A 16,619-nucleotide genomic window follows, 5' to 3' on the forward strand; every position below is an offset into this window, starting at 1 on the left:
ACAAAGATACTTATTTGTGATATTGGCTTATTGTTTTTATGTAATTAAAACAGACTTTTACTTTCGTTTTTTGATGGTAAGAAGTTCATTGTATTTTTGTTGTTTAGGATAGGCCCTAATAGAGTAGTATTCCTGAGGAAAAAGAGTATGAAGTTTTTGATTTCTCACTTGATCTTCTTGATTTAGGACGATGGTATTAAAGAGGATAAAACCCTCAGTATTCAATATGGTATGTATCTTCTCTATAAAATAACTTTCAAACAGAAAGGCAGGCATCTTCGCATCTTGAAAGATATCAATGATAATCAGATCATAATGTTCTATAGAGCGCAAGACAAATTCAAAAGCATCCATATTATGGATAGTGTGCTTCTCACTATAGTCTTGTAAACCAAAGTACTTATTTCCTACAAAAAGAATAGCTTGATCTAGTTCTACACTATCGATATGATTAGCATATTTGACCTCATCGCGCAATGTTTTTAAAATACCGCCTGCACCTAAGCCTAAAATTAGTACATTATTCATTCGTTTGATTTTCTCAAAACCAATGAATAAAAGTCCGTTTTTTAAGACCTTCTCTAAATTGCCATAAGAGTAGTTGGTGTGTTTAGTGTCTACAACTAAGCGCCCTTCTGTCCAGGTTACTTCTAATTGATGACTGACTTTAGACGGGATTCTCTTTTCTATAATAGGGGTGAAATAACTCAGTATTCTCTTTATCATTTTTTCTAGCTCAACTTTAACATCAAAGATAAATTAAATATTGCAGAGAATAAGCCTAGAATATTCATCACAAACAAAAACTAATTAAGGAAGTCTATTATTCTTGTGGTTTCTTGCTTTTTCACTGCCGATTTATTGAGCAATGCTTGCTCAGAAAGGCTCTTTCAATAACAACACTTCAATAGATCTGCTCGTATTCCTTAAGCAAATAAAGGAGGTGGGGTTTCCCCTGTTTTATATAGTGACGTATAAGAAGATTGTTATAAGTTAAAATAGAGTGCATTCCTAACGAGGTTTGAACTGGCTAAAAGTTCCATCTTTATAAAAAATCACCACTTGCTCTATGTCTCCTTTATTTGATCCAAATGGAAAATTAGAGAAGTGTTGTTCCATTTCTTTCTCTTCTTTTTCCTCTTGAATTTCTCTCTTTATTTCAGTGTGAAAATGTTCGTTTTCTTCTTTCTTTTTTGGTGAATTAACGACAGTGTCATCTGTCGAAAAAAGATCATTTGAATATGGATTTCCAACAGGAGGAGAGGGTGGAGTTTGGATAATTTTAGTGATCGTAGTCGTGTTATCTTTCTCTAAATAATTACCTGTTCCCTTGAGAAGCCACTCTAAACTTAGCTCTGAAAAAGCATCGTTAATCTTTAGAATAAAATCTAAACTAGGTTTGTTTCTACCTGACAGGAGGTGGGATAAACTCGACCTCTGAACACCAATCTTGTCAGCAAAAGAAGAGGCTGTATAGTCATAGTTGTGAAGTATAAATTCAAGTCTGTTTACAAAGTTATCCATGGCAATTTGTTTATAAAAGTAAATAGTTCTATTGTTTACAAATGTAATATTGAATAGAATATTACAAATGTATACATATTTATACTTGTAAACAATAGTAAAGTTTAGGTTTATATAAAAGTACATAACTTATTGATATACAATAATTAGACATTACTTGTTTATAAATGTAAACTTCTGAAGCATCACTAGTAGAGATGTAAGTGCATATTGGTTACGGATGTAAACAAAAATAAAAAACAATGTGTTTACAGATGTAAAAAATAAGTTGTTTACATTTGTAATATCAAATATAAATACACAATGAACTATACTTCTCTAGTAAATAACTATACCAATAAATATGTGTTTGGCAGATATGTCACCCTTAAGAATATCACTCCATTTCTAGAAGACTTGAATCAAAACTTTAAGGTAGAAGATAGGGGAAAATCTGTAGAAGATCGATCGATTAAGACCGTGACTTGGGGTGTTGGATCTACGCGTATTTTTATGTGGTCACAGATGCACGGTAACGAATCAACCACTACAAAAGGAGTTCTTGATTTCTTATTGATGTTGAATGAAAACACGGAGAGTTTTATAAGGGATTGGCATAGTAAGTTTACCTTTTTAATCGTGCCTATTTTGAATCCTGATGGAGCACATAATTACACCCGTGTCAATGCTAATCAAGTAGACTTAAATAGAGATTCTATAGATCTATCTCAGCCAGAAAGTAGATTGTTAAGAAAGTTATTCGACGACTTTAAGCCCGATTATGCTTTTAATCTTCACGATCAGCGTACTATCTTTGGAGTAGGTGATACAGGTAAGCCCGCTACGCTCTCTTTTTTGGCTCCATCATATAATGAGGAAAGAGAGATTAATGCAAATAGACTTGAGGCAATCAAGCTAATCGCGGAGATCAATAAAGAACTTCAGGAAGTTATCCCTGGACAAGTAGGGCGTTTTGACGATGGATTTAACATGAACTGTATAGGGGATTATTTTCAGTCTCAGGGTGTTCCGACCATACTATTTGAAGCAGGTCATTATCCTAATGATTATGATCGAGAGATAAGCCGTAAGCTTGTTTTTAGAAGTCTTATTGTGGCAGTTTATGCATTGTATCAGGGGAATTATGTTAATAACAGCTTAGATTCGTATTTAAATGTTCCAGAAAATGAAAAAAACTTCAACGATGTTAGTATAGAGTACGTTAAATGCAAGGAAACTAGAGAAGAGTATATTGTGAAAATTCAATATTTAGAGCAATTAGAGAAAGAATGTGTTAAATTTTATCCTATTATTGTTGATATTCTTAAAAAAGAAAGTAAATTTGTCCATCACGCTATTAAGAGAGAGCTCTTTTTTAAAGATAACTTGATTAATGTAAGTGAAGTAATCAATAAGGAATTGACAGATTATGTTGAAATAGACAGTGTAATGGTTAGTGAATTATTAAAAAAATAATAAAGTTTGTTTTTTTTTCAGAAAATATAAATTTTATTTAGTATTATTGTACAGAATTATAGATTATAATAAGATAAATAATTGATTTATGAGTAAATTTCGTTTAGATGAAATCGATCACCAAATCTTAGATATGTTGATTGACAATACGAGAGTTCCTTTTACAGATATAGCAAAGAAACTATTAATCTCTGCAGGTACTGTTCACGTTCGTGTTAAGAAAATGGAGGACGCTGGAATTATCCAAGGATCTTCATTAACTTTAGACTACGAAAAATTAGGATATGCATTTATTGCATACATTGGAATTTTCTTACATAATACGTCACAAACTAAGTTTGTATTAGAGCGTATTAATGAGATTCCTTTCGTTACCGTGGCTCACGTTACTACAGGTAAGTTTAATGTATTCTGTAAAATTAGAGCAAAAAACACACGTCATGCAAAAGAAGTTATTTACATGATTGATGATATTGAAGGAGTTTACAGAACTGAATCAATGATTTCTCTTGAAGAAAGTATCAATGATAAAAAACGCTTAATGCACACGATCTTTAAAGAACTTTAAGATTAGGCGATAAAAATAATAAAAAGGCATTCATTTAATTATGAATGCCTTTTTTTATACAACCTTGTGGGATTGCCTTATATTCTCTAGCAAGTAAACTACACTAGGGATACTTCTCTTTATCCCAAAATCAGCGTTAGCCAAATACCACAGAGTAATTCTACTTTATGGCTTTTTCATTAGCTCCGCTAGCATACTGTGAGATGGTTTAGTTGCTAATCCAGAGCTATTTTATATAATTACTTTTCGTTTATATCTTTATCATTTATTCTTGGTTAATTTTATTTGTATTTTTGAAAAAAAAACATGGATTCTTTAACACAAATTATACTAGGTGCTGCAGTAGGTAATGCCGTTGTAGGGCGAAAGATTGGTAATAGAGCTATACTATATGGCGCTATAGCTGGTACAATACCTGATTTGGATATTTTGTCTATGTTTTTTACTGATCCTATTACAGCAGTAGAGATACACAGAGGATTTACGCATTCTATTATATTCGCTGTTTTTGGAGCGCTTCTCTTTGGTTATTTTCTTTATTTTATAGAGAAGAAGAACAAGGTGACTTACGAAGAAGGATTTTGGTTGTTTTTCTGGGGCTTTTTTACACATGCCTTATTAGATATGTTTACTACATGGGGTACGCGATTACTTTGGCCTCTTGATTACTCTTTTGCCTTTAAATCTATATTTGTCATTGATCCCTTATATACATTACCTTTTGCTTATTTCTTAGTGCGTTCGATGCGCGAGAAGACAGATATGAACAAAAGGATGTTCTTTAACCGTATGGGGTTTTATGTCAGTTCTTTCTATCTGTTCGTTACCCTATTTTTAAAAGCAGTAGCATTCTATAGTTTTACAGACTCTTTGTCTAAGCAAGGTCTGAAATATACCGAAATGTCAGTAAAACCGACTGTTATGAATACGATTCTTTGGAATGCTATAGTAGAGACTGAAGATTCTTTTCTGATAGGAGAGTATTCGTTCTTTGATCAATCAGATATTACATATCAACAGTTTTCAAAGAACCACGATTTAATTAAGTCGTTAGAGAATCATCCTTTAATTATAAGATTGATTAAGATAAGTGAAGGATACTATACTTTCTCAGAAAAGAATGAGGGTATTTACTTTAATGATTTGCGTTTCGGATTACTTAAAAATGAAGGAGAAGAAGTACAGTTTGCTTTTAGTTATCGCTTTTATTTAGATGACAAAGGAGAGTTACAAGCAGAAGAGGTTAAAAAGGAGCGAAAAGACGGACTTCTATTGCTAAAGAAGCTTTGGATACGTCTTCAGGGGAAATAGCTTCTTAGACGTTATTATTTGCCTTATTGTCCTTGTGATTTTCAATAACTTTTATTTATGAGTTCATACCAAAAACATTTTATTAATATTATCTCTGAGCAACTCCCTGAAGGGGTAAAGCTCGTAGACTTTCTCTCTGATCTAGTACATCTGAGTAAAGAAGCTTGTTATAGAAGGATAAGATGTGAGGTAGAGTTTACCTTGTCTGAGGTAGTTCATATCTCTAAGGCATTGAATATTAATCTAACTTCTTTAGTTATTCGAGAAGCAGGAGAGAAAGTCACTTGTAATCTGCGTATAATAAAGGAGAACAACGTAGTAGATGGCTATTCTAAGAAGTTAGAAGCTGAATTAAACGTTTTAGAGGGATTTGAATCTAAAAGTAAACATTCCTTGCTAATGGTGAGTAAAGAGTTGCCAGAACTACTTTATTTTGGATCTAGTGGATTGATGAAACTGCGTTTAATGAAGTTACAACTCAATCAAGGTGTGAGTAGCCCTAAAGTATTTGACCAGATAGAGTTGTTGCCTAGCTTGAAGAAGGTTCAAGACGCTTATTGGAAGGCGATACAACAGTTTAATATTGTCCTTTATCTAGGGCCAGAACTGTTAACGGGGATGCTTTATGATATAGAGTACTTCTATAAGACAGATATGTTATCCTTAGAAAACAAGAATGTACTGATCGCAGAGATAGCTGAGATATTAGATTTAATCCGTGATATAGGAAGTACAGGAGAGTATAAAGGAAAGAAAATAGAGCTATATATCTCTCATTTGGCACTAGAGTTATCACATACATGTTTGGTCTCAGATGGATTAGAAGCAACAGTTTTAGATTTAAATTACCCCAATACACTGCTTTCCTTTGACCGAACATTTAACCAAGCACAGACACATCGACTACAAGTCATCAAGCGTACCTCAACACTGATTAGTCAATCAGGAGAAATACAGAGGACTACCTATTTAAATAAACACAGAGAATTATTACAATCTTAGATAAGAAAAAGAACAATTAGTAGCTCTTTTTTTGATTTAATTTTCATTAAGAGACAAAAACAGTTATTTATGTTTCAGTTTTAGACACAAATCAACTGATTGATTTAAAAACTTAGTTGTTACTTGCTATTGTTGCAAATAATTTGATAAGAAGTATAATATGGCAAATAAAGATTTTACACTAGGTATAGAACAAGCAAGAGCTTTAGATCAACAAGATATTTTACGAACGTTTAAAGATAGATTCTATCCATTAGCTGATCACAAGGTGTATATGGATGGCAATTCGCTAGGGTTAGCTTCTGTAGATGCAGAAAAAGCATTGTTAAAGGTAATGGAGGTATGGAAGAGCCAAGGGATTTTGATTTGGAATGAAGATGATGGGCATTACTTTAATTACGGAAAGAACCTCGGGGGGCGCGTAGGAAAACTAATCAATGCTGGAGAAAATGAAGTAATGATTACAGCTAACACTACAATGAATATTCATCAAGCAATAGCTACTTTCTGGAAGCCTACTAAAGAGCGCTATAAGATTTTAATAGACGATTTGAATTTTCCTACAGATCGCTATGCTATAGATAGTCAAGTGTTATTAAAGGGAATGAATGTAGACCAGGTAGTCAAAGTAGTCAATAGTCATAGCGGAGTATTTATAGATCAGAATGCTATAATAGAAGCAATGACAGAGGATGTGGCAGTTATCTTATTGCCTTCTGTGTTATACCGCAGCTCACAGCTCTTAGACATGGAACGCTTAACTGTAGAAGCTCATAAGAGAGGTATCTATATAGGATTTGACTTATGTCACTCTATAGGAGCTGTAGCTCATGATTTTCAAGCCATTCAACCTGATTTTGCTGTATGGTGTAATTATAAATATCTATCAGCAGGACCTGGTTCGACAGCAGGTATTTATGTCAATAAGAAACACTTCGATAAACAAGTTGGTTTGGCTGGTTGGTTTGGAAACAAGGATGAAACTCAGTTTCAATTAAAGCATCAGTTTGATCAAGCTTTAGATGTTACAGCATACCAAACAGGAACACCTAATATTCTTTCTATGGCACCTTTAGAGGGAGTGTTAGATATATACGAAGAGGCTGGAATGGAGAATATAAGAGCCAAATCTCTTAATCTTACAGCCTATATGATGTATCTAATAGATAGGCGTCTAAGTGCTTATGGATACTCATATAATAACGAAACAGAGGATGCTAAACGAGCAGGACATGTAGCCTTAGTACACGATGAAGCTTATCGCATCTGTTTAGCTTTAAAAAAGCACAATATTATACCTGATTATAGAGAACCTAATGTTATTCGATTAGCTCCAGTAGCTCTTTATAATTCATATCAAGAAGTATATCACTTGATAGAAACATTAGAGATAATTGGGGAAAATAAGGAATGGAATGACTTTAGTACTGAAAGAGCGATAGTTATCTAAGTAAAGATATTACCACTAAATAGATACGGATAAAAAAGCCTTTAAAACTTAGTGTTTAAAGGCTTTTTATCGTTAATTTTACTACAATATTTACTTATACGAGATGGTTATAGATATTAATCAACATAAAATCTCTATCGGCAGCAAGTATGATATCTTCATTAATAAGGAGAAGAAATACTTTGGAGAGCAGAAACTATTCAAGTTATTTGCAGAGATTCATTTGTTTTCTGATAAAACAAAGCAACAAGCCTTTGTGATAAAGAAAAAGTTTGCTTTTGTGTATCCTACTTATGTTTTGACTGACAAGGGTGGAAAAAAAGCAGTGCTAGAGATGAAATCTTACTGGAAGACACATTATCAATGTACCTATCATCATAAAGTATATGATATCTATCCTCATCGTGGACGCAAATGTTCTGTTTTTGAGAATGGCAAGCAGATAGCATGGTGGGATAAAGCAGCTGTTTCTTGGTTTGCGGGTGATAATTACCAAATCATAGCGAATGACGATGCTAATGAGCAAGTATTGATTGCCTGTTGTCTAGCTTATGATAATTATACTTTTAGATCAGGGGATAAAGGATTGATTAATATTGATGTAGGTAATGTTTTCCTTCAAAAGAGGCGTTTTGATCAAGAGTGGAAGCCTAATAATAAAGTAGTAAAAATAGATTATACTAAATAATTTATCTAAATTTAAAGAACATAAAAAACTTAATATATATCGGTATGGATATTATCAATGCAACACAACAAGAACAAGATAACTTCTTCTGGAAGGTAATTGAACAATCAAATAATGAGAAAGACTGTAACTGGGAAGACTATGATCAGGATGAGCATATTGATCAGATGATAGAGCAGTTGAGCAAAACAGATAAGAATCACCTAATTGTTTTTGAAAAAGTGATGCAACAACAATTGCATAAATTATATACAGCAGAAGTAGCAGAGTTATATATTATCTTAAATAATGATTTTGATGTAGCAGAGGGAGTTATAGATTTTGACGATACTATCTCTGACGATGCTTTTATTTACTTTAGATGTTGGTTATTACTTAAAGGTAAAGACTTTGTAGATGCAATAACAAAAGATATCCAGGAGTTCGTTAATGGAGACTATAGCTTTGATATTGGCGATTGTGATGGAGAAGAGTTGTTATATGTAGCGGATTTAGCTAATGAAGAGATGAATGGTGTAGATGAATCAGAAGAAATTAGAGATGCTATCTATGAGACGTTCCCTGAAGTGGTTAATTATGATGATGCAGAGGTAAAGATGAATAGAGAAGTAAAAGGCGGAACAGAATTACAAAAAATGTACCCAGACTTGGTCGAAGAGATTTGTGATGTTCGCTCAGATGTTGAAGAATAGTTCCTTTTTGCTAGATAAATTAAAAAAAAGTTTAAGGAAATCCTTAAACTTTTTTTTAGCACTAAAGCCAAGTATTTATTACCTTAACCTAGTTTTGTAAAAGAACACTATATATGACACAACCTTTTAAAACACTATTCGGTATCTTATTGTTATCTACTACTTTACTTACTGGAGGTTCTATTAAAGCCCAGAAGATAGATGTGGATTATAAGAATAATCTAACCTATTATCATTATGGCTATTCAGCAAAACTAGAGAAGAGCTTCTTTGAAGGCTTTGTCTTTTCTGATAATAGAAGTAATAAAGTAGAATACTCAAAAGAATATGTCGAGAAAGAGTATCCTGAACTACTAGATCAAGAGGAAAAAAGAAAGTTATTCTTAGTAGATCACGTTGCTAGATTTAAAAATGTATTAGGCTACGAAGCAGGTTATAAAATAGACTTCTCAGGTAAAACGATTATTGAAGATAACAGAGGAAATAAAGTAGAGTATAGTACAGACTTCTTTGGAAATAAAGTATACGAAGACAAATCTAGACAAATCAAAAGGACAATCGGTAAAGATATATTAGGAACCTATAACTATAAATCAGGTAGGGAATCAGCCTTGTTTAAAAAGAATATTTTCGGTGCCTGGGAATATCAGGATAGCGAGAAAAACAAGGTAGAGCTAAGTAACAATACTTGGAACAAATACTTAGTCGAATATCGCAGTGAAGAAGCTGTATTCTTATATTTAATCAATCAATATTTAAGCAAAGGGCAGGAGTGGAACTGGTATTTTTAATATAAAGTATCACTTTATATAGAATCCTTAAGTTGCTTTATTCTAGTTGTTTTTGAATTTTTTAATATGGAATAAATAGAGGCAAATAAGAAACAAGATGTTATCATTGCGTTTAAGCATCTAGGTGATCCACAATGGGAAGTAAATACAAGGTTAATCATAGAATCTTTAGCTTATAATTGGAGTAAAGCAAGTGCTGTGCCTTGTACAAAACCAGAGATAGAAGAACTAGAAAAAAGACTAGAAACTACTTTACCTGTTTCTCTAAAGCAGTTCTATCTTGTGTTTGGGGTAGCTGGTATAGGAGAAGAACTTATGGAATTAAAAGAGATAGAATATTTAGAAAAAATATGGCACCTGATCCACAGTATGGACCAAGATTTAGGTGTTACCTTATTTGATAACTTTTAGCGATTATTTAGGTAATTGTAATATGTTTTGTTTTTATAAAAATACCAAGCAGATTTATTACTTTGATCACGATACGATACTCGACCTTATATAATAAAGTTCTTCCTTGACTTTGAGGGTTATCTTAAATGCTGTTTAATACTAGCACAAACAGACCTGTTTGGTGATATTGATCGGAAACAGACCATCCGTTGGACAGAGGATATAGTCAATAAATGGACATATTAATAAATAGAAAAAACAATGGCAGAAACACTTAGTTGGAGTGCATTTCAGAAGGAGTATCAATTTTGAACAAACAGTGTATTTATTGACAAACAAGTCTATAAAGCTAATCGCTGATTCAACATTAAAAGAAGAGCAGTTCTGTTTATTCGCCTATAACTACCATTCTTTCTATGGGTATATATTACTTAGCTTTGATACAGATCAGATCAATAAGGCTAGGGGGTATTATCCTGCTAACTGAAGGTATGTAGAGATACAAGAATATATCCCTGAGATTATTGTACCATGGGAAGAAGTATACAGACCTATAGAGGATGAATACTTCAGGATAATGGATAGTATAGATGCCCCTATTATTTGATAGATATTCTACAGGCTTTCTTACTTGTCTAAGAAGAATCATGGTCAGGATAGAAACAAGAAGGTCTATTAGCTGGTTATTTTAAGACAACACCTAGTGTTTGGACACTGGTGACATAAGTAGATGCTGATGAAGAAGACCAAGAGCGATTAGCAATCAGTCCACCATAATAAACAGCTGTTAGTTAGTGTGTTCTGTTTGTTTTTTGTAAATTGTGATATACTTAATCATTTTTACTATGGCACAAGCAACACAAGACACTAAGTTTATTAGAATATTAGGCATTGTTGCTACAGTGATGGCTATGGCGATGTATGTATCCTATATTCCTCAGATTATTGGTAATCTAAACGGAAATAAGAGTGATTATATTCAGCCTTTAGTTGCAGCGATTAACTGCACCTTGTGGGTGATGTATGGCTTTAAGAAAAAAGATTGGCCTATTGCACTAGCCAATGCTCCAGGGGTATTGTTTGGATTGTTTGCTTGTATTACAGCTTTAGTATAAGGGAAGTAGAGACAATATAAAAGGGAAATAAACTTAACTGTATTTCCCTTTTATATTTATTTATAGAGTTTTGGTATTATTGTGTGACACTGTTTATTAATCATTGTCCACTACTACATACCTCTTTTGAACCAATTTATTGACTCTACTCATTAAGATAATACTTAATATAGATACTCCTACTAATACATAAGCAACAATATCATAGTTGATCAGTGGGCTATTCTCGTGTTCTTGATAAACAATCATACCTGCTATAGCAGCAGCTATACCACCTGATATCTGTTGCAAAGAAGAAGTAATACTCATATATGCTCCTCTATCTTGTGTGTCTGGCACAGCACTATTTAAGGCAGAAGATGGTACCATACGACTCATAATACCGATCATCATTAAGATATTGATAGCAATCACTAGCCAAAATGGAATGTGAAATAGATTAGTATATACCACACATACGGTCATTAACCATATAGAAGCAACAGCAAATAACTTAAACTTGCTCACTCTATCACTTAGGCGACCTATAAAAGGCATTAGCGTTAGTGAAGCTACGCCTGATATCATAAACATAATAGGCAGTTGGTCAGGATGCACACCGAGGTTATTGACCGCGAAGATTGTTCCGAATGGCATCATCATAAATCCCCCTACAGATAACATGGTGATAGACATAAATCCGATGCGGTAATCTTTATTCTTAACAGTATGCCATAAGTGAGCGATAGCTTTCTTCTGAGGTTGTGTATTTAGGTGTTCATTTACAGGTTTTAAATATAGACCTATTGCCATAGCGATGATTACTGATAAGCCTACAATCATAAAGAAAGGTGCTTCCCAATACCATTTGTTAGCGATATATAGTCCTATTGGAATACCTAATACTTGACTTGCTCCAAAACCCATTTGCACAAAACCCATTACTCGACCTCTCTGCTTTAAAGAGAAGATATCTGTGATAATAGCCATAGAGATAGAACCGATCACACCGCCAAATAGTCCTGTGAATATACGGGCTAGCACTAAGGTTATATAGGAGTTAGCTAATCCACACAATAACGTGCCTATGATAAAACCGATATAGAAGAATAACAATAGTTTCTTACGGTCATATTTATCAGCGAATCCTGCTGTAAGTAATCCTGCTGCTCCTGCACTAAAGGCATAAGCGGATACAGCTATCCCAAAGTCCTTGGTACTCATAGAAAGACTTTTTAGCAGTAGATCTCCTAAAGGAGCCATAACCATAAAATCTAAAATAACGGTAAACTGTGTAATAGCTAAAATGAAAATTACAAATTTCTCATAACTACTAAATGTCTGAATTTTTATTGTGTTACTCATATTATTGTTTAAAATACAATGCTATTAGAATTGATAATAGATTGAAGATATAGCATTAAATAACTCGTTGTAATCTACTGGGAATGTTGCAAACTCTATGTTTGAAGTATAAAGAGTTTTTAATATATTCTAAATTAGCAAAATGCAAATATAAGCGATTATTCTTTTTCTTATCTTTGGACTGTGAAAAACGATTAGTTGTTTTATATAATTAACATTAAATATGTTTTTTTAAATATTTTTGATGTGAAATAATTGAAAAAAAAATGAATATTAACTCATATAGTGTAAGGTATAATGATCTTTCAAGTAGATTTAGAGAGAATTATAATAACAATGAAATTTCGACTGAACTATTTGACTTGCTTTATGAACTACAGGAATTAGAGCAAACAAAAGAGAATAAAGAAATACAATGTCATATCTATGCTTTGCTTGAGCATTGGCAAAAAGCATATAACTTATTGTTAGAGATAGTAGATAGTAATGACAAAAAAGCTACGTCTAAACTATTCGTTTTTTCTCAAAAAGCCAAAACACATAAGGATACTTTCGGACTAAAAGATATTAGAGAAGCAAGAAAGATAAAAGAAGTTGTTCACTTGTCAATAGACGACTTTAGTTTGAAGAATGATTTAGCCCATCTTTATTATGTGAATTGTGATAAAGTTGTTGTGTTTAATAAGTATTGTTCAGGGAATAGATTTATGATTAAGGCTTCAGCTATACTTACTGTAGATGATAAACAGGAGTTAATTAAGTATATCTATTGGTTAGCTGATTTGCGCACTTCTCTTATTAATTTTTACAATAGTGAGAACAATAAATATTTATTGTTATTAGAAGCAAAAGCGGATAGTGATTGGTATGATACTTTGGAGGTTTATAGTGTAACTATCCATTACTCTAGCGCCAGGGAAATAGAAACGACTATCTCTATAGGAGATCAGGTTTCTTTAGACCATATTGTTGATTTAGAACTATACAACAAAGAATTTGTTGATTTGAATATAGATGGATAAAGCCTGTATTATGTGGTAACACAGGCTTTGAGTTTTTAAAGAAGATATTTGGGCTATAGTAAAGTCATGTGTTTTGAGGCAGTAGATAATTGCTGATATTCCTCTACTAATTTATCAAGAAACGTAAATAAAGCCCAATTCATCGTGGTATAGTCAAAAGCTTTCATTTCTTGTGGTGTTTGAACATAAGGTTTATGTGCATTTTCTTGGAGAACTTTACTCTCATTTAGAATTAGAAGTTCAATAACTTCGGGGGTAAACTCTAGATGACATTGAAATCCATATACTAAATTAGTGTATTCTATTATTTGTCTTGGACATCCTGCGCTTGTAGCGATTACTTTAGCATCTGGTGTTAAGCCAGGCATATCATTATGCCAATGGCCTACATCTAGTGTATCGCCGAAGTGTTTAAACTTGGAATGCTGTCTACCTATTTCAGTTAATAGAATGGGAAATACACCTATTTCTTGCTCAGGGCTGTGGCTAAAGGCATTGCATAATGCCTCTGCTATAAGTTGTGCGCCTAAGCAGACTCCTATAACAGCCTTATTTGCGTTAATACACTTTAAGATTAATTCTTTTTCTTTCTGAGCATTGAAGTAAGGGCATTCTTTTACTGTTGTAATGGGATCTTGAGGACCACCTAATACAATTAATAAGTCAATATGTTCTGCTGAGGCAGGTAGTGTATTGTATTCATATATTTTAGTCATACTGACACTATATCCTTTTTTAATTACCCAATCTAAATATGCTCCTGGAGCTTCAAATTCCTCGTGTATTACAAAGTGTACATGCATTGTTTTTCGTTGTTTTGTTGTGGGCAAAGGTAAAAGCCTATCTAAATAGCATCATAGTCCAGAATAGTTAAAACTACCTAGTCCAAGCTTTTATAAGTAAAGAATAAAATGTAATTGTTAAAAATAATTAAATAAATGTATTTACTAATTAAATAGTGATTAGTATTTAAAAATAGTTGTGTATAAAAGTATAAAATAAAAGATAAGTAGTATTATTAATAGCCTGCGTGCTGTTTTATTGTGTTTTTGACAATACTTAATGTAGTTTTGTATGAAGTGATTAACCCCACATTCGCAATCAAAAGTATGAGAAAACAATTACTAAAAACAAGTTTACTAAGTCTCTTCTTATTAGCCTTAGGTACTGATGTACAGGCACAACGTGTATCTGAGAAGAAAGCTGATAAAGAGTATGAAAAATTAGCTTACATTGATGCTATTAAGATATATGAACGCATGGCTAAAAATGGATATATCAATGGAGATATATTAATGAAGTTAGGAGATTCTTACTATTTTAATGGAAAACTTCTTGATGCTAATAAATGGTATGGAGAATTGTTTAATGGGAAGTATGATGATAAGGGAACGGTAATCATTCCTTCAGAATATTACTATCGATATGCACAAACATTAAAAGCAGCAGAGCAATATGAGCAGTCAACTAAAGTAATGGAGCAATTCGTTAAATTAGAAAAAGATGACTCTAGAGCTCAACTGTATGCTGCAAATAAAGATTACTTAAATAGTATTGAGGATAAAACATCTCGCTATAATTTAAAACACGCTTCTATTAATAGTGCTTATTCTGATTATGGCGCGGCTGTGATAGGAGATCAACTGATATTCACATCTGCTCGCCCTGAGGCAAAGTTATCTAGTAAGAAATTACACGAATGGACTAATGAGAGTTTTACAACTTTATATAGTAGTACTATTTTACCAGATGGTAAAATGGGTGAACCTGTGGTTTATGCCCCTGAGTTGAGTTCTAAAGTGAATGATGCTACAGCAGTATTTACTAAAGATGGTAAGACGATGTACTTTACTAGAAACAATTCTAACTTAAAGGGAAAACGCAAGAACAATAAAAAGAATTCTTCTTTATTAAAAATATTCAGTGCTACAAAACAAGCTAATGGCAAATGGGGAGATGTTAGAGAATTGCCTATTAACTCTGATAATTTTAATACTGCTCACCCAGCATTAACACCTGATGATGGATGGTTATACTTCTCATCAGATAGAGAAGATAACCAGGGACAATCTGATATTTACAGAGTAGCGCTTTATCCTAATCACGTATATGGAGGAGTAGAGAATATCGGCAAAAAGGTAAATACAGCAGGTAGAGAGACTTTCCCATTTATATCATCAGATAACTATTTATTCTTTGCTTCAGATGGGCATCCTGGACTAGGAGGATTAGACATCTTCACAGCTAAGATAGACCGCAATGGAACTATCGGAGAAGTGACTAATATAGGTGCTCCGATTAACAGTCCATTTGACGACTTCTCAATTTATATCAATAGAGAATCAAAGTCGGGGTTTGTTAGTTCTAATAGAGCAGAAGGATTAGGAGGAGATGATATTTATTCATTTATAGAAAAATCTTGTTTACAGCATATCGTAGGAACGGTATATGATATTAAAACACAGAAGGGGATTCCTAATGCTACTGTAGTAATTTCTGATGCGCTATATGAGAAGTCAAAGACTATACAAACTGATGATCAAGGGAATTATAGCTCGGAGACTCTAGATTGTGATCATAAATATAGAGTGAAAGCTGAGGCTCCTTCATATAGTACTGTAGAATTGGTATTTGCTTTAGAAGACATTACAGGGGATAAAAAAGTAAACATAGGATTAGACAAATCATACGAAACAGTAGGAGTAAACGATGACTTGTTTAAGAAACTGAAGTTACAACCAATATACTTTAACTTTGACAAATCATTTATCCGTCCAGATGCTTCGATTGAATTAATGAAAGTAGTCGAGGTAATGAGAGAATACCCAACGATGAAGATAGATGTACGTTCACATACAGATAGTAGAGGTAATGATAATTATAACCTTGCACTATCTGATAGACGTGTGAAAGCAACTATCCAATGGATGATCTCACAAGGTATAGAACCAAGTAGATTAACAGGTAGAGGATATGGAGAATCTCAACTTCAAAACAGATGTGCTAACGGCGTACCGTGTAGCGAAGTAGATCACCAACTAAACAGACGTAGTGAATTTATCATAACAGAAATGTAACAAAAAAGAGGCTTTCGCCTCTTTTTTTAATTACGAATTATTTGCCCTACGGGCAATATGTACATACCATACCACAATCATTATCCGCAATCGTAGGGATGTATGTAATACATCCACATAAAACATCAAATGATGTTTTCTCTACATGTGTGGTATAATGTATTAGGTGATATGTATTTGCCCTTCT

At 33.0% G+C, this 16,619-nt stretch carries 17 protein-coding genes; 13 read left to right on the forward strand and 4 right to left on the reverse strand.

The features are described 5' to 3' along the window. Nucleotides 1-57 precede the first annotated feature (57 nt). Together LNQ81_RS13905 and LNQ81_RS13910 are read right to left on the reverse strand one after the other, a co-directional pair. Entirely contained in the window at nt 58-726 is a 669-nt protein-coding gene (locus LNQ81_RS13905; RefSeq protein ID WP_229947732.1) for a spermidine synthase, read from the reverse strand. Between the two features lie 285 nt (nt 727-1,011). Then, nucleotides 1,012-1,524, reverse strand: coding sequence for a helix-turn-helix transcriptional regulator (locus LNQ81_RS13910; protein ID WP_229947733.1), 513 nt, complete (start codon nt 1,522-1,524; stop codon nt 1,012-1,014). Between the two features lie 303 nt (nt 1,525-1,827). Between LNQ81_RS13910 and LNQ81_RS13915 the strand changes: the two genes are divergently transcribed. From LNQ81_RS13915 to LNQ81_RS13965, 11 genes are all read left to right on the forward strand, one after another. Continuing rightward, nucleotides 1,828-2,979: a M14 family metallopeptidase gene (locus LNQ81_RS13915; RefSeq protein WP_229947735.1), complete on the forward strand. Its 1,152-nt coding sequence runs from the start codon at nt 1,828-1,830 to the stop codon at nt 2,977-2,979. 88 nt (nt 2,980-3,067) lie between these two features. Beyond that, nucleotides 3,068-3,547: an Lrp/AsnC family transcriptional regulator gene (locus tag LNQ81_RS13920; protein ID WP_006258948.1), complete on the forward strand. Its 480-nt coding sequence runs from the start codon at nt 3,068-3,070 to the stop codon at nt 3,545-3,547. Nucleotides 3,548-3,853: 306 nt separating this feature from the next. Continuing rightward, nucleotides 3,854-4,858, forward strand: a complete 1,005-nt coding sequence (locus LNQ81_RS13925) for a metal-dependent hydrolase (RefSeq protein WP_229947737.1) — start codon at nt 3,854-3,856, stop codon at nt 4,856-4,858. A gap of 57 nt (nt 4,859-4,915) precedes the next feature. Continuing rightward, entirely contained in the window at nt 4,916-5,860 is a 945-nt protein-coding gene (locus LNQ81_RS13930) for a hypothetical protein (RefSeq protein WP_229947739.1), read from the forward strand. A gap of 160 nt (nt 5,861-6,020) precedes the next feature. After that, the gene (gene kynU, locus LNQ81_RS13935) at nt 6,021-7,310 is read left to right on the forward strand and encodes a kynureninase (RefSeq protein ID WP_229947740.1); all 1,290 of its coding nucleotides are present in this window, start codon (nt 6,021-6,023) and stop codon (nt 7,308-7,310) included. Between the two features lie 103 nt (nt 7,311-7,413). Next, nucleotides 7,414-7,998, forward strand: a complete 585-nt coding sequence (locus tag LNQ81_RS13940; protein WP_229947741.1) for an LURP-one-related family protein — start codon at nt 7,414-7,416, stop codon at nt 7,996-7,998. Nucleotides 7,999-8,042: 44 nt separating this feature from the next. Then, nucleotides 8,043-8,690 carry a DUF4240 domain-containing protein gene (locus LNQ81_RS13945; protein WP_229947742.1) on the forward strand — a complete coding sequence of 216 codons (648 nt, stop codon included), beginning with the start codon at nt 8,043-8,045 and terminating at the stop codon, nt 8,688-8,690. A 113-nt stretch (nt 8,691-8,803) separates the two neighbouring features. Further along, nucleotides 8,804-9,481: a hypothetical protein gene (locus LNQ81_RS13950; RefSeq protein WP_229947743.1), complete on the forward strand. Its 678-nt coding sequence runs from the start codon at nt 8,804-8,806 to the stop codon at nt 9,479-9,481. Nucleotides 9,482-9,679: 198 nt separating this feature from the next. After that, nucleotides 9,680-9,892, forward strand: a complete 213-nt coding sequence (locus LNQ81_RS13955) for an SMI1/KNR4 family protein (RefSeq protein WP_229947744.1) — start codon at nt 9,680-9,682, stop codon at nt 9,890-9,892. Nucleotides 9,893-10,202: 310 nt separating this feature from the next. After that, complete coding sequence (locus LNQ81_RS13960) at nt 10,203-10,361, forward strand: hypothetical protein (protein WP_229947745.1); 159 nt, start codon at nt 10,203-10,205, stop codon at nt 10,359-10,361. A 358-nt stretch (nt 10,362-10,719) separates the two neighbouring features. After that, complete coding sequence (locus LNQ81_RS13965) at nt 10,720-10,989, forward strand: SWEET family sugar transporter (RefSeq protein ID WP_229947747.1); 270 nt, start codon at nt 10,720-10,722, stop codon at nt 10,987-10,989. Between the two features lie 96 nt (nt 10,990-11,085). On the opposite strand, the gene LNQ81_RS13970 is transcribed toward LNQ81_RS13965, so the two are convergent. Next, complete coding sequence (locus tag LNQ81_RS13970) at nt 11,086-12,333, reverse strand: MFS transporter (RefSeq protein WP_229947748.1); 1,248 nt, start codon at nt 12,331-12,333, stop codon at nt 11,086-11,088. A 266-nt stretch (nt 12,334-12,599) separates the two neighbouring features. On the opposite strand from LNQ81_RS13970, the gene LNQ81_RS13975 reads away from it, so the two are divergent. Beyond that, a complete protein-coding gene (locus LNQ81_RS13975) occupies nt 12,600-13,355 on the forward strand; it encodes a hypothetical protein (protein WP_229947749.1) in 756 nt (251 codons plus the stop codon). Between the two features lie 53 nt (nt 13,356-13,408). On the opposite strand, the gene LNQ81_RS13980 is transcribed toward LNQ81_RS13975, so the two are convergent. After that, complete coding sequence (locus LNQ81_RS13980) at nt 13,409-14,158, reverse strand: type 1 glutamine amidotransferase (protein ID WP_229947753.1); 750 nt, start codon at nt 14,156-14,158, stop codon at nt 13,409-13,411. 306 nt (nt 14,159-14,464) lie between these two features. Here LNQ81_RS13980 and LNQ81_RS13985 point away from each other — a divergent pair, with 306 nt between their 5' ends. Then, nucleotides 14,465-16,432: an OmpA family protein gene (locus LNQ81_RS13985; RefSeq protein ID WP_229947754.1), complete on the forward strand. Its 1,968-nt coding sequence runs from the start codon at nt 14,465-14,467 to the stop codon at nt 16,430-16,432. Nucleotides 16,433-16,619: the final 187 nt, after the last annotated feature.

The sequence above is a fragment of the Myroides oncorhynchi genome, assembly GCF_020905415.1.
Taxonomy (GTDB): domain Bacteria; phylum Bacteroidota; class Bacteroidia; order Flavobacteriales; family Flavobacteriaceae; genus Flavobacterium; species Flavobacterium oncorhynchi_A.